This is a genomic window from Pseudomonas sp. GW822-FHT02G04 (assembly GCF_058802085.1).
Genome location: NZ_JBXANU010000047.1, coordinates 1 through 18,848 on the forward strand (window position 1 = coordinate 1; position 18,848 = coordinate 18,848).

Annotated in this window: 19 protein-coding genes; 10 read left to right on the top strand and 9 right to left on the bottom strand. The window is 57.8% G+C overall.

Going from position 1 to position 18,848, the window contains the following annotated elements; genetic code table 11:
- Positions 1 to 660: 660 nt before the first annotated feature.
- The 3 genes from AC1RO5_RS30455 to AC1RO5_RS30465 all read right to left on the bottom strand — a co-directional run bounded on the left by AC1RO5_RS30455 (position 661) and on the right by AC1RO5_RS30465 (position 2,939).
- On the bottom strand, positions 661 to 1,524 hold the full coding sequence (locus AC1RO5_RS30455) for a class I SAM-dependent methyltransferase (protein ID WP_086946347.1): 864 nt from the start codon (positions 1,522 to 1,524) through the stop codon (positions 661 to 663).
- Positions 1,525 to 1,553: 29 nt separating this feature from the next.
- Complete coding sequence (locus tag AC1RO5_RS30460) at positions 1,554 to 1,943, bottom strand: antibiotic biosynthesis monooxygenase family protein (protein WP_086946346.1); 390 nt, start codon at positions 1,941 to 1,943, stop codon at positions 1,554 to 1,556.
- A gap of 102 nt (positions 1,944 to 2,045) precedes the next feature.
- Positions 2,046 to 2,939: an NAD(P)/FAD-dependent oxidoreductase gene (locus AC1RO5_RS30465; protein ID WP_086946345.1), complete on the bottom strand. Its 894-nt coding sequence runs from the start codon at positions 2,937 to 2,939 to the stop codon at positions 2,046 to 2,048.
- 108 nt (positions 2,940 to 3,047) lie between these two features.
- On the opposite strand from AC1RO5_RS30465, the gene AC1RO5_RS30470 reads away from it, so the two are divergent.
- Entirely contained in the window at positions 3,048 to 3,695 is a 648-nt protein-coding gene (locus AC1RO5_RS30470) for a TetR/AcrR family transcriptional regulator (protein WP_086946344.1), read from the top strand.
- Positions 3,696 to 3,769: 74 nt separating this feature from the next.
- Here AC1RO5_RS30470 and AC1RO5_RS30475 read toward each other — a convergent pair whose 3' ends face one another.
- Both AC1RO5_RS30475 and AC1RO5_RS30480 read right to left on the bottom strand, forming a co-directional pair.
- Positions 3,770 to 4,465 (bottom strand): glutathione S-transferase family protein, encoded by a 696-nt coding sequence (locus AC1RO5_RS30475; RefSeq protein WP_493179446.1) that lies wholly within the window; start codon positions 4,463 to 4,465, stop codon positions 3,770 to 3,772.
- 146 nt (positions 4,466 to 4,611) lie between these two features.
- Positions 4,612 to 5,358 (bottom strand): SDR family oxidoreductase, encoded by a 747-nt coding sequence (locus AC1RO5_RS30480; protein ID WP_086946342.1) that lies wholly within the window; start codon positions 5,356 to 5,358, stop codon positions 4,612 to 4,614.
- 139 nt (positions 5,359 to 5,497) lie between these two features.
- On the opposite strand from AC1RO5_RS30480, the gene AC1RO5_RS30485 reads away from it, so the two are divergent.
- Positions 5,498 to 6,400, top strand: coding sequence for a LysR family transcriptional regulator (locus AC1RO5_RS30485; RefSeq protein WP_086946341.1), 903 nt, complete (start codon positions 5,498 to 5,500; stop codon positions 6,398 to 6,400).
- A gap of 446 nt (positions 6,401 to 6,846) precedes the next feature.
- On the top strand, positions 6,847 to 7,176 hold the full coding sequence (locus AC1RO5_RS30490) for a hypothetical protein (RefSeq protein WP_493179449.1): 330 nt from the start codon (positions 6,847 to 6,849) through the stop codon (positions 7,174 to 7,176).
- Positions 7,177 to 7,965: 789 nt separating this feature from the next.
- Here the strand turns inward: AC1RO5_RS30490 and AC1RO5_RS30495 are convergent.
- Positions 7,966 to 8,463 (bottom strand): DUF4411 family protein, encoded by a 498-nt coding sequence (locus AC1RO5_RS30495; protein ID WP_064616231.1) that lies wholly within the window; start codon positions 8,461 to 8,463, stop codon positions 7,966 to 7,968.
- Positions 8,460 to 9,596: an XRE family transcriptional regulator gene (locus AC1RO5_RS30500; protein ID WP_064616230.1), complete on the bottom strand. Its 1,137-nt coding sequence runs from the start codon at positions 9,594 to 9,596 to the stop codon at positions 8,460 to 8,462. The genes AC1RO5_RS30495 and AC1RO5_RS30500 overlap by 4 nt, the downstream gene beginning before the upstream one ends.
- Positions 9,597 to 10,332: 736 nt before the next feature.
- Between AC1RO5_RS30500 and AC1RO5_RS30505 the strand changes: the two genes are divergently transcribed.
- The 7 genes from AC1RO5_RS30505 (at position 10,333) to AC1RO5_RS30535 (ending at position 17,542) form a co-directional block, all read left to right on the top strand.
- A complete protein-coding gene (locus AC1RO5_RS30505; protein ID WP_493179451.1) occupies positions 10,333 to 10,647 on the top strand; it encodes a DUF3077 domain-containing protein in 315 nt (104 codons plus the stop codon).
- A 448-nt stretch (positions 10,648 to 11,095) separates the two neighbouring features.
- Positions 11,096 to 11,464, top strand: a complete 369-nt coding sequence (locus tag AC1RO5_RS30510) for a hypothetical protein (RefSeq protein WP_493179453.1) — start codon at positions 11,096 to 11,098, stop codon at positions 11,462 to 11,464.
- A gap of 326 nt (positions 11,465 to 11,790) precedes the next feature.
- Entirely contained in the window at positions 11,791 to 12,267 is a 477-nt protein-coding gene (locus AC1RO5_RS30515) for a formate dehydrogenase subunit gamma (RefSeq protein WP_493179455.1), read from the top strand.
- Positions 12,264 to 13,826: a formate dehydrogenase beta subunit gene (locus tag AC1RO5_RS30520; protein ID WP_493179458.1), complete on the top strand. Its 1,563-nt coding sequence runs from the start codon at positions 12,264 to 12,266 to the stop codon at positions 13,824 to 13,826. The genes AC1RO5_RS30515 and AC1RO5_RS30520 overlap by 4 nt, the downstream gene beginning before the upstream one ends.
- The gene (gene fdhF, locus AC1RO5_RS30525) at positions 13,823 to 16,711 is read left to right on the top strand and encodes a formate dehydrogenase subunit alpha (RefSeq protein ID WP_493179460.1); all 2,889 of its coding nucleotides are present in this window, start codon (positions 13,823 to 13,825) and stop codon (positions 16,709 to 16,711) included. Before AC1RO5_RS30520 ends, fdhF begins: the two co-directional genes overlap by 4 nt.
- On the top strand, positions 16,708 to 16,929 hold the full coding sequence (locus tag AC1RO5_RS30530; protein ID WP_493179462.1) for a formate dehydrogenase subunit delta: 222 nt from the start codon (positions 16,708 to 16,710) through the stop codon (positions 16,927 to 16,929). The genes fdhF and AC1RO5_RS30530 overlap by 4 nt, the downstream gene beginning before the upstream one ends.
- 229 nt (positions 16,930 to 17,158) lie before the next feature.
- Positions 17,159 to 17,542: a hypothetical protein gene (locus AC1RO5_RS30535; RefSeq protein ID WP_018926722.1), complete on the top strand. Its 384-nt coding sequence runs from the start codon at positions 17,159 to 17,161 to the stop codon at positions 17,540 to 17,542.
- Between the two features lie 92 nt (positions 17,543 to 17,634).
- Here AC1RO5_RS30535 and AC1RO5_RS30540 read toward each other — a convergent pair whose 3' ends face one another.
- Both AC1RO5_RS30540 and AC1RO5_RS30545 read right to left on the bottom strand, forming a co-directional pair.
- Positions 17,635 to 17,988 (bottom strand): gamma-glutamylcyclotransferase family protein, encoded by a 354-nt coding sequence (locus AC1RO5_RS30540; RefSeq protein ID WP_493179464.1) that lies wholly within the window; start codon positions 17,986 to 17,988, stop codon positions 17,635 to 17,637.
- A gap of 13 nt (positions 17,989 to 18,001) precedes the next feature.
- The gene (locus AC1RO5_RS30545; RefSeq protein ID WP_493179465.1) at positions 18,002 to 18,667 is read right to left on the bottom strand and encodes a M24 family metallopeptidase; all 666 of its coding nucleotides are present in this window, start codon (positions 18,665 to 18,667) and stop codon (positions 18,002 to 18,004) included.
- Positions 18,668 to 18,848 lie beyond the last annotated feature (181 nt).

Here is an 18,848-nt window from a genome sequence, read left to right on the forward strand (position 1 = left end):
TGCTGACCATGCAATTACTCACTCATCGCTTAGGAAAATCCTGGCAGTTCAACCTTTAAACGAAGGTCAGAAAACGGGGCCATAAGCAGCCATTCGTGAGTGGCGGTTTTCGACCGATTCTGTTGAAAAAGTCGGCCCTTGTTTCCACGGTAGAAAAGTACGCACTAGAGCTTAAAATCTTTGCATTGAGCAGTGGATTCCGGGTTCAGATTTCGCGTAGCAGCGCGCAAAAAAGGTGTTTTCAGCGGTCAGTATCCGGGCCGTCTGAAAGAACCGACTTTTTCAACAGAATCGACCCAAGGCAGCCGATTGAATATTTACGGCACACCCACGGATAGCTCCAGCAACTGATGAAATCGGTAAATGGCGATATTTATATCGTCCATGATTTCATCATCCTACTCTTCGATGATTCCCAACTCGGCTTTCAATGCAGCGATTCGCTCCTTGATCTCTGCTACGAGCCAGCACGATCAGTGGCGATAATTTATGAATTGCCACGGTTTTTTTTAGACTTTTAGACAGTTCCTGGCCGATTTGGGCCATTCGCGAGTACTCTCTTTTGCCGGGGACGGATGGCCAAGCCATAAGGGACATTAATCTGACCGGCCAAAGACGCCTCGATCTAATAAGCGGGGGCGCCTCCCCTGTTAATCCCTGTCAGCTTGCCGAATTGCGTGCCATGACGATCCACGCCGCGCCGTCGATCATCACCGACCGCTCGCCGGGAAGGCTGGCAAAAGCGCCACGAACCGCCGCCGAGGCGCGGGCGCGGATGTCGTCGGGCTGATCGGCGAGCGCAAGCGACAGCGGGCCGCCCTCGAACGCCATCTTCACCGCGTCATCGATCGCTGCGTCTCGCGTCCCGCCCTCACCGAACGGGATACAAGCATCGAAGGGCGCGATAGCGATATCGGTGAAGCCGGCCGCTGTCAGGATGCGCGTCACCCGTCCCCGGTCGCCGAACGAGAACGGGCCGGGCGCTTCGGGACCGGGCGGCGCGGGTAGCGGGACGATGTCCTTGATCGCGCCCATCGGCAGGCGCAGCCAATCGTTCTCGGCCACGCCGCGCCAGCAGACGAAAGCGACCCGCCCGCCCGGCCGCAGCGCACGCCGCATATGGGCAAACGCCCCAGTCGGATCGTCGAAGAACATCACCCCGAAACGCGAGAACAGGATGTCGAACGCGCCCTCGGGCAGCTCGGCGCTGCTGGCGTCGGCCACCCGGAACAGGGCCGGCGTATCCTTCGGCGCAAGCGCACGCGCTCGGCCGATCAACGGTTCGGATATGTCCACGCCTAGCACATGGCCGCCCGCGCCGACGCGAGCGGCCAGAGCCAGACTCGAGGCGCCCGCGCCGCAGCCGACGTCCAGAACGCGTTCGCCCGTCGCGGGCGCGGCGGCTTCTATCGCGGCCTGGCCGAACACCGCGAACATGGCGTCGAGCCGGGCCTGGTTGGCGGCCCAGTACTCTCCACTTTGGCCATTCCAGTCAGCTACCTGATAGGCATTTTGCTCTGTCATGACATCTCCTCGTTTTGATTCGCTCTTAACTAGGCCGTGCAAAAGCCGGGAACGGCGACCTTCTGGAACAGGTGCGGGCTGCCTACGACGGATGACGGATAGGCCGAAAGCTTCGCGACGATCTCGGGATGGGTGAGGCCGGCGCGGACCGTCTCGGTGGATTCCCACACCACATAGTTCAGGTAAGTCGGGCTATCGCCGATCGCTCGATGCAGTTGCATGGAAATGAAGCCCGGTTGTTTCGTTATGATCTCGGCAGCCGCCTTGAAAGCGTCCAGGAAGCCCGCTTCGTCGGCGTAATCGAGCGTGAAGAGGTTGATTAGCACGACTGGCGCGGCCGCGATGCCGAGTTGGCGCTCAAGCGGGAATTTATCGTCTAGCGGTTTGAATTTACGGTCTTGCGGCTTTAGGTCGGCCATGGTGATGCTCCCGTCTACTGCGAAATTGAAAATGGCGTGATCGATGCTGCTTCGAAGCAACCTTTAGAAGCCTGCGACAACCGAAGAAGGGTATCTGTGCTCTCAAACCAGCATCGACTGCTGGGCGAAGATTCCCGCCATCGCGCCTTGCCATGATGCCGTGGTGACCGAGGGCATGAGGGGATTGGCGAGGTCGCCGGCGGCGTAGACGCCGGGCACGCTGGTTTCGCGACGCTCGTCAACCTTGAGGGCTATGCCCTGGGGCGTATCGACCGTAGCGAGGCCCAGCGATTCATGCAGGCGTGCGGACGGCTTGTTACGCGGATGCGCGAACAGGATGTCGACCGCAACAGAGGGGCTGGCGTCGAGCCTGACGGTGGCGTTGTGGCTCTCGTCATGGTCGATTTCGGTGATCCGGCCATCGACGACAGGGATGCCGCGGCGCGCCAGATCGGCCCGGATGTCGGGTGGAATGTCGTGATCATTGGCGAAGACCGTTAATGTGTCGGTCCAGTCGTGGTACAGCCTGACGTAGTTGTGCGACGGCGGGCCGGACCAGACGAGGCCCCAATGCCGGCCGGCAACTTCAAAGCCGTCGCAATAGGGGCAAGGCACGATGGAGGTGCCCCAGCCTTCGGCAAAGCCGGGAACTTCAGGCATCTGGTCGGCGACGCCATAGCTCAGGATCAGGCGGCGCGCCCTGAGGCTTTCGCCATCGCCAGTAAGGACGGAGAAATCGTCGATGGCGCCGGAGATGCTCTCGGCCCGGGCAGTGACCAGCCTGACCGTTGGATAGCGCGCCAGCTGCTGCCGCGCCTCGGCCAGGATCTCTAGCGGTGGCTTGTGGTCGTGGCCGAGCAGGCCATGCGAGTGGTCGGCGAAGCGATTGCGCGGCAGGCCGGTGTCGAGAACGGTGACCTTGCGCCGGGCACGGCCGAGCTGCAAGGCGGCGGCAAGACCGGCAAAACTGCCGCCGATGATGATGACGTCATTCATGGTGGTGGGCTCCGCGCTGTGGATAAAGGGAGATCGGCTTGCACACTTAAGATACTTTGGAGTACCCTAATTCAAGAATTAGAATACTGTCAAGTACTGGAATTTTTTATGAGCGAAAACAGCCAGAGCCGGCGCGGCCGGCCTGCCAACGAGGCGCTTGGCCAAACGATAGCCGACGCCGCGTGCGAACTTTTTGTGGAATTGGGTTTTCAAGCGACGACCATGGATAAGGTCGCCCAGCGGGCGAAGATATCCAAGCTAAGCATCTATCGACACTTCGAGAACAAGGAGGCGCTGTTCAGCGCAGCCATCGCGGCCCACTGCCAGCAGTTTGCACCACAAGCCCTTTTTGAAGGCGTCGGCGGTTCGGCCGAAGATCAGCTAATGGCGGTGGGATCAACCCTGCTTCGCACGCTGTTGAGCCCGGACGTGCGGAGTGTCGAAGCCATGATCATGGCCGACAAGACGAATCAAAAGTCGTTAAGCAAGCGCCAATACGAAGCCGGCCCCGCCTATGTCATCGCCCAAATCGAGGCCCTGTTGCGTCAGTTGCACGCGAAGGCGGTTCTGAACGTGCCCGATCCTCTCCAGTCCGCCCGCTTGTTTGCCGCGCTTTTCAAAGGATCCGATCTCCTGATTATCGCGCGCTTCGATGAGGCGAGAGCAGAGGACGACAACGAAATCGAATCCTATTGCCGGTCGGCCGTCGCCATGTTCATCGCCGCGCACGGCGGCACCGACCACGCTGGCGATTAGGAGCTTAATTGCCCCGGCCAGCCTGGCCAGCGCCCCTGCTGGCCAAGCTAGCGGCGGCGCGATCGCATCGGCATTCAAAGGGGATGCGTTTCCGATGCAGTAGCCAAGAGTGCTCTTGCTTCCTGCAAGTGCTTGCGGAACCGGATGGCATAGTCCTCTGCAACTGCCGCCTGAATGTTGAAACGGCTGGCCAGCGCACGACGCCAATCAGCCACTCGACTCAGTCCATCAAACAACTGATGATTGGGCTCGAATCCAAGTATGTCGAAGTAGCGAAAAACTGGAGCCACGGCGATGTCGACCATGCTGAGCCTCTCGCCGGAGAAATAAGGGCCGTCCGATATTTCACTGTCGAATCGTTCCAGCTTTCCTCTCAACGCTGCAAATTTGCCAAGGGCTGTCTGCTGGTCGGTGGCGTTCAAAAATCCCCATGCATCCGCCAGTGTGGCAGAGGCGAATTCGATCCATGCACGGTGTTGTGCTCGGATCAACGCATTCATTGGATGTAACGCAGGTTCCGGGTACACCTCCTCCAGGTATTCGCAAATGGCGACGCTCTCGAATAGAACGGACTCGCCTTCATTGCCGTCTGGAACCTTGAGCAGCGGAACCTTACCGCTTGGCGACATCGCCAGAAACCAGTCTGGCCTGTCGCGAAGATCGACATCGATACGCTGAAAGGTAATACCTTTTTCGAGTAACACGATGGCCACTCGCTGAACGAATGGGCATAACAGATGGCTGACGAGTGTGAACTGTGACTGTGGCATTGGAATAGACCCACTGAAGAATCAAAGCCCGCCGCCACGAATGGGACCGGGCCGTATAGAAGCTACGTCCGTGACTTCAAGAAAGCCTGAGTGGCAATCAGTTTCCGTAAAAGCGCAGGAGACGTTCCTTCGCGTATCGTTGGCAGCTAAAGCGAGCGGCCACCGTCGACGATGAGTTCCGAGCCAACCGTCCATCGTGACTCGTCTGACGCCAGGTACAGCACGGCCTTGGCCACTTCCTCGGGCGTACCAAACCGGCCGAACGGAATGGTCGCTGCGATATCCTGGTTGAGCTGTTCGCGATAGGCATCGGGAATACCGAGCTTGTCGTAAAGCGGCGTATCAATCGGACCAGGGCTGACTGCATTGACGCGAATACCACGCGGGAGCAGTTCGCTAGAAAGCGTCTTCGACATGTTCAGGAACGCGGCCTTGGTCGCGCCATAAACTGATGAACGCGCGGCGCCGAGGTGTGCACTAACCGAGGTATTGAGAACCACCGACGCAGGGTTCGCGAAGACTGGTAGCAATGCCTGGATCAGAAAGTACGGCCCCTTAACGTTGATGTCGAAGGAGCGATCGAACATTTCCTCCGTCCACTCTTCGATCGGCAGCCAAACGGATACGCCTGCATTGAGAAAGGCAACATCGAGTTGGCCATAGTGAGTCTGAACGGCCTGCGCCAGTTCCTTCTGCGCATCGATGCTGGCTGAGTCAGCACGCAGTACCAATACTTCGCTTCCCAGTTCCGCCTGGGCCTTTGCGATGGACTCCGGATTGACTCCGGTAACGATCACGCGCGCGCCTTCGGCGAGGAACTGCTTAGCCGTTTCCAGGCCAATGCCGCTGGTGCCGCCGGTGATGAGAGTGCGTTTGCCTTGCAATCGGGACATGTAAGTTTCCTTTTCGGTTTTTCACGGTCAGTCGATGTACTGACCTGCCAGAGGGAAACTATGTATTCATACCTGTGCATTGATAAGATGGCCTATTCGAATACATTTCATGCTTATATTGCATGAATGAGAGGCCTAGATGGATCGACTACTGCTGATGACCTGCTTTGTTCGCGCTGTTGAGACAGGAAGCTTCTCGGCTGCGGGGCGTGACCTGGGGCTGGGGCAGCCTAACGTCAGCCGCTATGTGGCGGCGCTGGAAGATCATTTGCAAACCAGGCTGCTTCACCGATCCACACGAAAGCTTGCCCTCACCCCCGAAGGAGAACGCTATTACGCAGATGCCCGGCGCATTCTCGATGCCGTGGAAGAATCGGAGTCGTCCTTCAGGGAGAACGTCGCCCCATCCGGATTGTTGCGAGTCGCCTGCCCGACCGCGCTAGCCCATGCATTCGTGGTGCCGCATGTATCCACATTTCTGGAGCGCTATCCAGAGTTGACGCTCGACCTGCAGATCAATGATCGCTATGTGAATCTGGTCGACGAAGGGGCTGAACTGGCGATCCGCATCGGACATCTGGAAGACAGCGCAATGCGTGCCCGGCCGCTAGGCTGGTTCGAGCGTGTATGCGTTGCCAGCAAGGGATACCTGGCCAAACGCGGAATCCCCACGACGCCCAATGATCTGAGAACGCACGATTGCCTGATCTACACCCTGCTGTCGACAGGCACCACATGGCGCTTTCGGGATATCGATGTTCCCGTTTCTGGCAGGCTTCGGGTCAACTCACCTGAGGCCATACGAGAGTGTGTAAACGAGGGACTGGGGATCGCACAGGGGCCCGAATGGCTTTACGAGGAAGGGCTGAAAAATGGCAATCTGCGGGTGTTGCTTAGGGACTACGCAGCTCCGGCTGTCCCCGTGCAAGTCATTTACGTTGCCGACCGGCTTCTCCCCAAAAGGGCCATTGTATTCATGGATTTCATCGCCGAGGTGTTCGCAAAAAATTCTGCATTTAACGATCAACCCAGACCATCATAATTGCAGTAGTCAGCTTGGTGTGCTCATGACGCCCGACTAATCATGAAAATTCGCCAGGTGCCGGTTCGGCATTTTCGGCAGACCAGGGAGTCTATCCTTAACCAGTTTCGTGAAAATGTTATTGACAGCTCGTCGGAAATTGGATGGAGATATCCGATCAAACTTTCATCCACACCAGTCCTTATTGAAAGCAGGTAGGGTGTACACTTCGCAGTACAACGTGGAAGTGTACATAGACAAAAAAGTATTTAAATCATACAGCTATGCTATTATTCGAGTCTCCCTCGGGCACCAAAATTAAGAAAGGTCTTGCTTTGCAAGGCCTTTTTTTTCGCCTGAAGAAAAGTCATTGCCCCCCCCCGTAGGAGCTGCCGAAGGCTGCGATCTTTTGATCTTGCTCTTCAACGTCTCCCGCACCGGTGGAACATTTCACAAGGATTCCCCCCATGGAATTGCAGCTGGAAACTGTCGCCCTCTTCTCCCTCAAACTGGCTTACGAGACGGAAGATTCAAGTCCGATTTTGCGTGACGATCTGGTCATGGGTGACTACCAGCGGGATGTGTTTGAGTTGCTGGTGCGTCGGGGGGATGTCGAGACGATTCAGTTGAAAGTGGATGAGTGTGTGGGATTGGCGCTGGAAGCCATCGGTGGTGTGGATAAGCCGTTGGGGCGGGAGTTGCGGAGGTTAGCGGCTGAATTTGCCGGGATTCAGACGATGGGGCAACTTGATGGTCCGCTCGTTGCGCTCAAGGATTATTTGAAAGACATTCAATAAAGGCGGGCGGCCTAAAAAGCTGGAACGCCCGATAGCCGGACCGTGGGCCAGGTCGCAAGAACTGGCTCTTCGCAGGTTCACTGCGCAGCGAAAAATGGGCAGCGGGCGATTGAGATCGAAGAGCTTCCACCTCATAAATGGAGCGAATCACAGTCGGACTGGATTGGTGAGCGCTACGTCCCGAATCGGGCCATTCCAAGCGATGGGTGAGAGCAGGAATACTACGATAAGGAAAGCTACCTGGGACAGGTAGAACGGCTCCAGCCACTGTTGCTTCAATGCGACGTAAAAAGTGTTATGGGTTACGTCGACCAAAATAATCGCTACCGTGAGCACGATTCCGGCTCTTGGTTTGATGAAAAGTAACAGTGCTGCAAGCGGATCAAAAAACGTAAGCGCTCCCCAGAAAATACGGCTACCCAAGTAAGCGTCAGGCCCGTATCCGTAGTCCCAGAGCAATCCATGCGAAACGTCTGCACGGATGTGATTAGCGGTTGCAATGAAAAGGCAGCATGCGAACAAAATCCTGACGGCGAATGACAATCTTGGCATAGCGTTATCTACATTCGTGATCTACGCCCTGCATGATAGCGGGATCGACCAACGACGCGAGCAATTGCAAACTGGGAAGGTCTGATCGATAAACGCTTACGGGAGCTACTGGAGATTGGCGGCTGATTTCGGAGCGACGCAGACGATTGAGCAGCTGTATTTGAAAAGCATTCTGTGAAAAACAAGCGAAAAGCGCGGCAGAGCACTCTGCGTAAAAACCACCAACTTTTGAATAAATTAAGCAGGCAACACAAACCTCGCTTCAAGCCTATGCAACAACTCAAACGTATTCAAATAAGGAACATCAAGCTCCTGGCAAATATTAGGAATAATAAATTTCCGTTTTGCGTCGAGATTCAGCACTTCATGAGTAACGACTGTAGCCCCTGTAGTCAACGCTTTCGCAATTAACCATGGGTCAGCCCCCGCTAAAAACTCTTCCATTGCGCCTATTTTCATCTTAGGCGCTTGACCAGCCACAAGCCCCGCAACCTGCGCGAATGCCAGTTGCGTATCCTTATCGGTGGTGGAGTGAAAGAAATCAGAATTGTCCTTCGCCCAACCCGCCAGGTCGTCATGCCCTTTTGTTAGCTCATCCATTACAGGTCCAATACTGGCTAAAGCCAATGCTTTATTTTTCAGCAGTAACCATTGCCAGAAGCCAGGACAGATAGCCATCCCGTAGTAACGGTTCTTGGCTTCGATCAGTGTGTTAGCGTCAAGTAAATGATTCATTCCGTAATCTTGTTGGCTAGAGTCCTTAATTTAGCAGGTTGCACGCCGAGCAAACTTCCCGCCTCGCGTAGCAGCATCCGGCCACTCATTGCTTCAGTCAGCACTGCCTTGCTTAGGCGAGGGCTGTTTTTCGCGGTGGCGTTACGGTAATAGTCACCCGCGCCACCTTTTTCATCCTGGAAAGCCTTGAGGATCATTCGATAGTAAGCGCTATAAAGTGCTTGGCTTATATAACCAAGATCCAGTGCGCGGCGACCGACAGCTAATTTACTGATGTGAAACCGAGTGGCCAGCAGAGCTAAATTGTCTTCCCAGTTAACATCTGCGTTCCACATGGCACGGAATTGGGCTTCAGGAGCCAGAAATTCACCTGCCACTGCATTGCAGAAACGCTCCTCGTCTCGACCATTTGCAGTGTTTCCGTCAGACACTCCACTGCTACCAATCCATATATGGGCCAGCTCGTGAAGTAAGGTGAACAGCCTGGCGGTGGGGGCATCGGAACTGTTGATGAATACAACGGGGGCGTAGGCATTACTGATGGCAAAACCCCGAAACTCGCTCACTTCAAGTTTGCGATGAGTATTCCCTAGCGCAATGCCACTGCGCATAACCAAAACTCCAGCCATTTCTGCGGCATCGATCAAGGCACGGCTGTATTTTTCGTAATCCAATCGAGCAATGTCAGGATTCACGCCAAGGATTCGGCGGATATCGTCCACCACCTCTCTGACTTGAGATCGGCTATTGAAGCGAGCTACAAAAGCCAGCGGCTGATGCTCCTGGTGTTGCAGATACTCCAGATACCAATCCTGCTTACGTATGGCATCCCTCACGGTGTCCAACAGTTCCAGACTGGGACGTTGAGGTGCAATCCCACCGACGGTCCGCAGATCAGGCAAAGGCAATTGTTCGACGGGCGGCTGCTGAAGAAACAGGAAACCAAACGGGATGTGAGCGACATTCGCCCACTTTTGAGCCTGAAGGAATGTTGGTTTGGTCTCGCCAGCCTCCCATTCCTCTACTCGATCAGGTTTCACTGGCAGCTTTTTAGCAACCTGCTCAGTGGAGAGACCTGCGCGCTCACGAGACCATGTGAGCAGGCTTGGATTGACGAAGGCAGCTTGGCTCATAGGGTCGCAGGCAAATCAGATGGGGCCAGTAAACGTTCGAGAGCATCTTTAACAGATGCATCCGACTGACGCTGGTTCCAGTTATCTGGCATTGCCTTTCTCCTTGGCTATTAAAGGTCTGGTGGTAGCGACTACAGATTAGTAGAGAAGCAGAGCTACCGACGGTAGAAGCGCGCGATTATGAGGTAAATCCGGAATGACCCGAAGCGCAAATATGTAACCCGCAGACAGATGGCATTACCCTGTTTCAATGTGTTTCATGACGCAGCACACCTTTCTCCATCCCTCCGCCCCTTCTTCATCACCCGAATATCCTCTGTGACTGATCATATAATCACCCAGCGCTCTCGAAGGTTGCAGGAAAAGGGTCTGCACGATACCCTCCCACCGTCGCTGCAAATTCAGCGACCGGGCTTGGTAACCCGAGGTAAATCACTGCGCAACAGTGCCATGCGTCCGCAGGCGCTTTTTTTTCGCCTGCGATCTGCGTTATGGCGGCTGTGCGTGGGACGTCTTCGGGCGTGCCGGTTTCCTTGATTTCCCGGTTTACCAACCTGCGCACAGCTGCCACCCATTCGCTTGGTAACGAATTGTGGCAGCTCTTCAAATTAAGGAGCTTTGCAATGCGCAGTATGGATCCGTATAAAATTTGGCTACTCCCTCAACGCGATTCCCAATCGCATAACGCCCCACCATACCCCCTCTCCCACTGCCTCTCCGTCATCGGAGGTGGCAAATGACTGAACACTCAGAGCTGAAAACCATCGGCCTAACCCCCGCCTTCTACTGCTCCGATCAACCACTCTTCCACGTCACTCACGGCGTCCCCCTCGGCGATGCATTAGCCATGGCTTCTGATTTTCTGTTCCTCGCCAAGAAGCTGACCGAAGATGCTGCTTACGCCAGAGATACCGACCGCCATGCCTGGGCTGCGCATTATTTGACGGCGATGAGTAAGGCGGTGGTTGATGATGCGGTGAAGGTGCTTGCGCGGGATCGGGATTCTGCGCCGGCACCTGAGCGGGCGGCGACGTCTGAAGGTAGTGGCTGAAGAGTGGCGGGATGGTTTTGATGCCAGTCGGTGATTGGTATGACGCCTTTGGGGGGAGCTGCTTGGGAGGGTGGCCGGGCATCAGTATTGATGTCGGATGGGCTGGCGCTTTCGCGAGCAAGCTTCGCTCCTACAGGGGTGTGGTTGTCTGATAGGGATTGTTAGCCCCGGGGTTTGCGGGGCTTTCGATTACTCGGATCAAAGCGAATGCTGATACATTAGTTTTGGAATGTTCACCGTCGAAAGCCTCTAGTCCTGAAATAGGTTTACACCTGTTTCACTCCAACGCCCGATGCATCTCATCGGGCGTTTTGTATTTCAAAGACGGACTCGGGTCGCTTTCTTCTAATCTTTCCTTTCTGCACAAACTTTCAGTTTGATATCTTCTCTGCCTCCCCCGTCCAGCGCAGTGGATCGTCCCTGGGGCATGTCATCAAGGAATGGATAAATGATGCAATTCGACTGGATTACTTGGCTCTGCGCAACGGCGGGGATATGGATTTGGGTGGTGCGTTCGCGTGGCACCTTGAACCTTTGGCTCGCGAATCTGGCGGGCTTTGCGGCCGCGATTATTGTCGGGATGTTGGTAGAGATTCTGTTCCCGTCCCCTGAAGCGCTTCACAGGCAAGAAGCTCCCTTTATGTTGTATTCGATCATGGCGGGGCTTGGCACACTGGTTGGGACATGGTTCTGGCTTGCCGCTCGGCTTCAACAGCCGGAGAACCTGTTTCTGCGCCATCTGTTCGCCGGGGCCGTCAGTTGCTTTGCGGGTTCGGTAGTGCTTGGGTTCGCGTGGTCGCATTTGGTTAGTCTGTGATCATGCAGAGATGTGAGTGCTGGGGTTTCGGCGCCTGGCCTGAGACGACGCCCCACGCCCCGCTCATCTAGACTTAATGGATAGTCGTAGGCAGAACTGAACACGTCGCTTTGGTGCGGATGAATCAAAAGCGGCGTGGCAAGCTGCGTGATATGCCTGAAGAGGTGCGGCAAAGACCGCGCCGGGCACAACAAGATGCCCACTCAGGGTGCCCTGGCCAACGGTCTGAAAATGCCACGATACCGTGACGTGGTGTGAACGCCGCAGCCGACACTTTCGGACGACCGACAACCGCCTGGTTTGTCCGTGACCGTGAGGAATGCTGTATGCCTGATGAGATGTTGCACCTGCCTATGGTCAACAGCCTGCTGGAGCGCCACAAGGGTTTGCCCGGCGCATTGTTGCCGATCCTTCATGATATTCAGGAGGGCATCGGTTACATCCCCGATGCCGCCATTCCCGAGATTGCCCACGCCCTCAACCTGAGTCAGGCCGAGGTTCGCGGGGTGATCAGTTTCTACCATGACTTCCGCACCGCGCCTCCGGCCCGGCATATTCTGCGTCTGTGTCGGGCCGAGTCCTGCCAGAGTCGCGGCGCCGAACAGCTCGCCGCGCAATTGCGCGACCGTCTGCAACTGGACGACCACGGCAGCAGTGCCGACGGCAACATCAGCCTACGCCCGGTGTATTGCCTCGGCGCTTGCGCCTGCTCACCCGCCCTGGAGCTGGATGGTCAGGTGCATGCGCGGCTCACTGCCGAACGCCTGGATGCCTTGCTCGATGCTTGCCAGGAGGACGCATGATGCCGACGCTTTATCTGCCCTGTGATTCTCTTGCCCGTGCCGTGGGCGCCGATGAGGTGGCCGTGGCCCTTGCCACTCAGGCCCAGGAGCGCGGTCTGCCGCTGGACTTGCAACGCACCAGCTCGCGCGGCCTGTACTGGCTGGAACCGCTACTGGAAGTGGACAGCCCGCAAGGTCGTATCGGCTTCGGCCCGCTGACCGCTGCCGATGTGCCGTCCGTGCTTGATGCGCTGCAAGGCGAGCCGTCCGCTCATCCGCTGGCCTTGGGGTTGGTGGAGGAATTGTCTTATCTGAAGACCCAACAACGCCTGCTGTTCGCCCGCGCCGGCATTACCCGGCCGCTGTCCCTGGAGGATTACCGGGCTCACGGCGGCTTCGAGGGCTTGACCCAGGCCATCGCTCTGGGCGGCGAGCAGACCGCGACTGCAGTATTCGATTCGGGTCTGCGTGGCCGTGGCGGCGCGGCTTTCCCGGCCGGGATCAAATGGCGCACGGTGCGCGGCACTCAGGCTGCGCAGAAATACATTGTATGTAACGCCGACGAAGGCGACTCCGGCACCTTCGCCGACCGTATGTTGATGGAAGGCGACCCCTTCCTGTTGATCGAAGGCATGGCCATTGCCGGCATCACCGTCGGTGCCAGCTACGGCTACATCTATGTGCGCTCGGAATATCCACAGGCTGTGGCCACCCTGCGCGAGGCGCTGGACATCGCCCGGGCCGCCGGTTACCTCGGCGCCAATGTCGGTGGCAGCGGACTGGCCTTCGACATGGAAGTGCGGGTCGGTGCCGGCGCGTACATCTGCGGTGAGGAAACCGCGCTGCTGGACTCCCTCGAAGGCAAGCGCGGGATCGTCCGCGCCAAGCCGCCGATTCCTGCGCTGCAGGGCCTGTTCGGCCTGCCGACCCTGGTGCACAACGTGCTGACGCTGGCCTCGGTGCCAATGATTATGGCCAAGGGCGCGCAGTTCTATCGCGATTACGGCATGGGCCGCTCACTGGGCACTATGCCTTTCCAGTTGGCGGGCAATATTCGTCACGGCGGTTTGGTAGAACGGGCCTTTGGCCTGACCCTGCGCGAATTGGTGGAAGACTACGGCGACGGCACTGCCAGTGGCCGGCCGCTGAAGGCTGCGCAGGTTGGCGGCCCTCTCGGTGCGTGGGTGCCACCTTCGCAATTCGACACGCCGCTGGATTACGAAGCCTTCGCTGCCATCGGCGCGATGCTCGGTCACGGTGGCGTGGTGGTGGCTGACGACAGCCTGGACATGGCCCACATGGCGCGCTTCGCCATGCAGTTCTGCGCCGAGGAATCCTGTGGCAAATGCACCCCATGCCGCATCGGCTCGACCCGGGGCGTTGAGGTGATCGACCGTCTGCTGGCCGCGCCTGATCAGAACGGTCGCGATGAGCAGGCAATCATCCTCAAGGACCTGTGCGACACAATGCAATACGGTTCGCTGTGCGCGTTGGGCGGCATGACCTCCTATCCAGTCGTCAGCGCCCTCAAGCACTTCCCCGCCGACTTCGGTCTACAAGCCTCGGAGGCCGAGCAATGATCACTGTATTCGACCCGAAAACCGATATGGATCTGGGTACCCCGGCCCGCGAAAGCCAGGTGCAGGTCACCCTGAACATCGACGGCCAAAGCATCAGCGTGCCCGAAGGCACCTCGGTGATGCGCGCCGCCGCGCTGCTGGGCACCACCATTCCCAAACTGTGCGCCACCGACAGCCTGGAAGCCTTCGGCTCCTGCCGCATGTGCCTGGTGGAAATCGACGGCATGCGCGGCTACCCGGCGTCCTGCACCACGCCGGTCAGCGAGGGCATGACCGTGCACACCCAGACACCGAAGCTCGCGACCCTGCGCCGCAACGTCATGGAGCTGTACATCTCCGATCACCCGCTGGATTGCCTGACCTGTTCGGCCAACGGCAACTGCGAGCTGCAAACCGTCGCAGGCCAGGTCGGCCTGCGAGAAGTACGTTACGGCTATGAGGGCGAGAACCATCTGGCCGACGTGAAGGACACCTCCAACCCGTACTTCGACTACGACCCGAGCAAGTGCATCGTCTGCAACCGCTGCGTGCGCGCCTGCGAAGAAACCCAGGGCACGTTTGCCCTGACCATTACCGGGCGCGGTTTCGAATCCCGGGTCGCGGCTGCCGGTGGCGAGGACTTCCTCGACTCGGAATGCGTGTCCTGTGGTGCCTGTGTACAGGCCTGCCCTACCGCGACGCTGATGGAAAAAAGTGTGGTCGAACTGGGTCAGCCCGAACACAGTGTGATCACCACCTGCGCCTATTGCGGCGTGGGCTGTTCGTTCCGCGCCGAGATGAAAGGCGACCAACTGGTGCGTATGGTTCCGGACAAGAACGGCCAGGCCAACCACGGCCACTCCTGCGTCAAGGGGCGCTTTGCCTGGGGCTACGCCACCCACCCGGATCGCATCACCAAGCCGATGATCCGCAAAAACATCAGCGACCCTTGGCAGGAAGTCAGCTGGGATGAAGCAGTGACTTACGCCGCCAGCGAATTCCGCCGGCTGCAGCAAAAATATGGCCGCGATTCCATCGGTGGCATCACCTCCAGCCGCTGCACCAACGAAGAAACCTATCTGGTGCAGAAACTGGTGCGTGCGGCCTTCGGCAACAACAACGTCGACACCTGTGCGCGGGTCTGCCACTCGCCGACCGGCTATGGCTTGAAACAAACCCTGGGCGAGTCCGCCGGCACCCAGAGTTTCGACTCGGTGATGCAGGCCGACGTGATCCTGGTGATGGGCGCCAACCCCAGCGATGCCCACCCGGTCTTCGCCTCGCAACTCAAGCGCCGCCTGCGTGAAGGTGCGCGTCTGATCGTCATCGACCCACGGCGCATCGATCTGGTGGACACGGTGCACGCCCGCGCCGAACTGCACCTGGCCCTGCGCCCCGGCACCAACGTCGCCATGCTCAATGCCTTGGCTCACGTGATCATCACTGAAGGTCTGCAAAACCAGGCCTTTATCGACGCCCGTTGCGAGGGCAGCGATTTCGCCCGCTGGAGCGAATTCGTCAGCCGTGCGGAAAACTCGCCGGAAGCAATTGGCCCGATCTGCGGTGTAGCAGCTGCCGACATCCGTGCCGCCGCTCGCCTGTACGCCACCGGTGGCAATGCGGCGATCTACTACGGCCTGGGCGTCACCGAACACAGCCAGGGCAGCACTTCGGTCATGGGCATCGCCAACCTGGCCATGGCCACCGGCAACATCGGCCGCGAAGGCGTGGGCGTGAACCCGCTGCGGGGGCAGAACAACGTTCAGGGCTCCTGCGACATGGGCTCCTTCCCCCACGAGTTGCCTGGCTACCGGCACATCTCCAACGAGGTGGTACGGACGCAGTTCGAACAGGCGTGGAACGTCACCCTGCAACCCGACCCGGGCCTGCGTATTCCCAACATGTTCGAGTCTGCACTGGCCGGCAGCTTCAAGGGCCTGTACTGCCAAGGCGAAGACATCGCCCAAAGCGACCCCAATACCCAACACGTCACCGCGGCGCTGTCGGCCATGGAATGCATCGTGGTGCAGGACATTTTCCTCAACGAAACCGCCAAGTTCGCCCACGTGTTCCTGCCGGGAGCCTCGTTCCTGGAAAAAGACGGCACCTTCACCAACGCCGAGCGGCGCATCTCCCGGGTACGCAAGGTCATGGAGCCTCTGGGCGGCAAGGCCGACTGGGAAGGCACCGTGGCTCTGGCCAACGCCCTGGGCTATCCGATGAACTACAAGCATCCGTCGGAAATCATGGATGAAATCGCCAGCCTGACGCCGACGTTCACCAACGTCAGCTATGCCTCACTGGAGCGCCACGGCAGCCTGCAATGGCCATGCAACGCCGAGGCACCAGACGGCACGCCGACCATGCACATCGAGGAATTCGTGCGCGGCAAGGGGCGCTTCATGCTCACCGGCTACGTGCCCACCGAAGAGAAGGTCAACAGTCGCTATCCGCTGCTGCTAACCACCGGGCGCATCCTCAGCCAGTACAACGTCGGCGCCCAGACCCGGCGTACTGAAAACGTCGCCTGGCACGATGAGGACCGACTGGAAATCCACCCGACCGACGCCGAGAGCCGTGGGATCAACGAAGGTGACTGGGTCGGCATCGGCAGCCGCGCCGGGCAGACCGTACTGCGGGCACGAGTCACCGAACGGGTTGCCCCAGGCGTGGTGTACACCACCTTCCACTTCCCTGAGTCGGGTGCCAACGTGATCACCACCGACAACTCCGACTGGGCCACCAACTGTCCGGAGTACAAGGTCACCGCTGTGGAAGTCAGCCGCGTTTACCACCCTTCCGAGTGGCAAAAACGCTATCAGGCATTCAGCGACGAACAACAACGCCTGCTTGACGAACGTCGCCATGAACGCAGCGCCGGGACAAAAGCCGAGGTACGCCGATGAGTACGGACAACCTGATCAAAATGGTCAACCAGATCGCCCAATACTTTGCCAGCGAACCGGATCAGCAACAGGCCGTGCTCGGCGTGCGCAATCATCTGCAGATGTACTGGACACCCGGCATGCGCAAGGAGTTGCTGGCCTGGCAGACGACGCATCAGGGGGCAGACTTGCACCCGCTGGCGCAGGCGGCGGTCAGTGGTGCTGGCTGGGAGGCTTAGGTTTACAGATCCCTTGGCCTGTTGAGACAGGCTAAGGGATCGTTCCAGCGTTTTTAACGTCGACCCTATATTCAATGAGTGACGGAGCCAAACGCAGCCAAAATCCACATCAGTCAGCAACATCCTTCGGCATAACCCCATCGGTTTGATATCGTGTTGCCATCGCTTCATCTCATCAAAGATGACCAATGGCGGTTTCAGGGTTATTGCGAACAAGGAAAAGGATTGAATGCTGCTAATTGGCGTATTGGTGTTCCTCGCTGCGACAGTGGGGATGTGGATTTGGGTGGTGAAGAACCGCGGAGCTGTGAATCTATGGCTCGCCAACCTGGCAGGTGCCGTGGGTAGCTTTATTGTCGGGATAGCGGTGCTGGTTCTGTTCAATAGATGGCTTGCCCCCGGAGAAGCCTCCTCAGCACGGATCGTTTTATACGTACTCTATACGTTGATGGCGGTTATGGGCGCCTTCGTCGGCACATGGCTCTTGGTGATTGCCAGACTCAAGCAGTCTGAACACCCCGCCTTCCGTCATTTGATTGCCGGGACGTGTAGTCTGTTGGCGGCAGCGATCACTTTGGTAGTGTGGTCAGTAATCCTCCTCCCCAGCAAATGAGTATCCCCCCAGGCGATTGCTGAACTTCAGCCTGGGCCTGCATGATCATCGCCGGCGAGAGTCCTTGCCCGTCGGCGTGAAACTTCCAGAAGTCAGGCTCGCACGTAGACCCAGGCACTGATGCCGGACTTGAGGGTCACCCTGACACGTTTGTAGTCCGCCACCTCGTATTCGTCGGCCGCGACCAGCTCTTGGGCCGTGATCTCGAAAACAGTGCCGGCGATCTCGTCCGACAGGTCGCCACTCTCCTGCACGATCGGATGATGGGTTTTCCCACTAGTGGCCAACACTGCCGGATCGGTTATCTCGACCAGGTTCTGCTTGTAACCTGGCAGGCTGTCCAGGCGCCCTTTCAACTCGCGCCCGAAGGTGGACAGCTGAACGGCCCGGTCCTGCAAAGTACCGTAGGAGAACAGCAGAACCGGTTGCTCTGTTTGGTTTGGCATGAGGTTTCCTTGATCAGATAAGCAAGTCTTCGTAGAACGCTCCGAAAGGACGCTCAGGGTGGGCGATCTGGATTTCCAGAATCCACAGGCCGGTCGTCGGGCATTTGTCTAAATCCCCGAGGTCGCCACCACGGTGAATCGCATGAGGGAAATCGCTGACTCTGTGGCCTTTGATGTCCAGGTTGAGCTTCCATCCCATGGCTTGCGCCTGGTCGGCCGCATAGCGGTAAAGCTCCATGCCGGAAACCCGCTCGCTGCGCCAAAAGCCTTCGACCCGATTGAAAAGCTCCCGGGAGGCCGCGGCACAGGCGATCATTTCCGGGTCGGAACCGGTGGTGAAAGTCGCCCCTGCATCACCTTCATGCCCTTGCCAGACCGCGCCCATGTCGATGAAGAAAATGTCTTCGCCCCCCAACACAGGATCGCCATCGGAGCGCTGTTTGAACGTCTTGAGTGTATTGGCTCCAAAGCGGATCAGCAGTGGGTGCCAAATGCGATCCATGCCAAGTTCCGACAGAATCTGTTTACCCAGTGACTGGGCTTCGGACTCGCGCATACCGGGAGAAATAACCCGGGCAATCTCTTCGATGGCCTTCCAGGTCATCTGCTGTGCATGACGCATCGTTTCCAGCGTGTAACGCTCGCCTACTGCTTCTTTACCGCTCAGGGCCGTTGTCATCGATCATTCCTTTTGTACGAATTCTCGCTGTATATTTTTATATATTGCGATATTCGATAAAAAAGATATAGCCATGATCCAGGCTGAAGAAACTTTCCTGCGGACAAAACAAAACCCCTACCTGCGTACGCAGATAGGGGTTTCGGAATTTAATCTTGACGATGACCTACTCTCACATGGG

Coding starts and splice junctions, on each gene's coding strand:
- AC1RO5_RS30455 (WP_086946347.1), bottom strand. CDS start 1,524: ATGACAGAGCAAAATGCCTATCAGGTAGCTGACTGGAATGGCCAAAGT.
- AC1RO5_RS30460 (WP_086946346.1), bottom strand. CDS start 1,943: ATGGCCGACCTAAAGCCGCAAGACCGTAAATTCAAACCGCTAGACGAT.
- AC1RO5_RS30465 (WP_086946345.1), bottom strand. CDS start 2,939: ATGAATGACGTCATCATCATCGGCGGCAGTTTTGCCGGTCTTGCCGCC.
- AC1RO5_RS30470 (WP_086946344.1), top strand. CDS start 3,048: ATGAGCGAAAACAGCCAGAGCCGGCGCGGCCGGCCTGCCAACGAGGCG.
- AC1RO5_RS30475 (WP_493179446.1), bottom strand. CDS start 4,465: ATGCCACAGTCACAGTTCACACTCGTCAGCCATCTGTTATGCCCATTC.
- AC1RO5_RS30480 (WP_086946342.1), bottom strand. CDS start 5,358: ATGTCCCGATTGCAAGGCAAACGCACTCTCATCACCGGCGGCACCAGC.
- AC1RO5_RS30485 (WP_086946341.1), top strand. CDS start 5,498: ATGGATCGACTACTGCTGATGACCTGCTTTGTTCGCGCTGTTGAGACA.
- AC1RO5_RS30490 (WP_493179449.1), top strand. CDS start 6,847: ATGGAATTGCAGCTGGAAACTGTCGCCCTCTTCTCCCTCAAACTGGCT.
- AC1RO5_RS30495 (WP_064616231.1), bottom strand. CDS start 8,463: ATGAATCATTTACTTGACGCTAACACACTGATCGAAGCCAAGAACCGT.
- AC1RO5_RS30500 (WP_064616230.1), bottom strand. CDS start 9,596: ATGAGCCAAGCTGCCTTCGTCAATCCAAGCCTGCTCACATGGTCTCGT.
- AC1RO5_RS30505 (WP_493179451.1), top strand. CDS start 10,333: ATGACTGAACACTCAGAGCTGAAAACCATCGGCCTAACCCCCGCCTTC.
- AC1RO5_RS30510 (WP_493179453.1), top strand. CDS start 11,096: ATGATGCAATTCGACTGGATTACTTGGCTCTGCGCAACGGCGGGGATA.
- AC1RO5_RS30515 (WP_493179455.1), top strand. CDS start 11,791: ATGCCTGATGAGATGTTGCACCTGCCTATGGTCAACAGCCTGCTGGAG.
- AC1RO5_RS30520 (WP_493179458.1), top strand. CDS start 12,264: ATGATGCCGACGCTTTATCTGCCCTGTGATTCTCTTGCCCGTGCCGTG.
- fdhF (WP_493179460.1), top strand. CDS start 13,823: ATGATCACTGTATTCGACCCGAAAACCGATATGGATCTGGGTACCCCG.
- AC1RO5_RS30530 (WP_493179462.1), top strand. CDS start 16,708: ATGAGTACGGACAACCTGATCAAAATGGTCAACCAGATCGCCCAATAC.
- AC1RO5_RS30535 (WP_018926722.1), top strand. CDS start 17,159: ATGCTGCTAATTGGCGTATTGGTGTTCCTCGCTGCGACAGTGGGGATG.
- AC1RO5_RS30540 (WP_493179464.1), bottom strand. CDS start 17,988: ATGCCAAACCAAACAGAGCAACCGGTTCTGCTGTTCTCCTACGGTACT.
- AC1RO5_RS30545 (WP_493179465.1), bottom strand. CDS start 18,667: ATGACAACGGCCCTGAGCGGTAAAGAAGCAGTAGGCGAGCGTTACACG.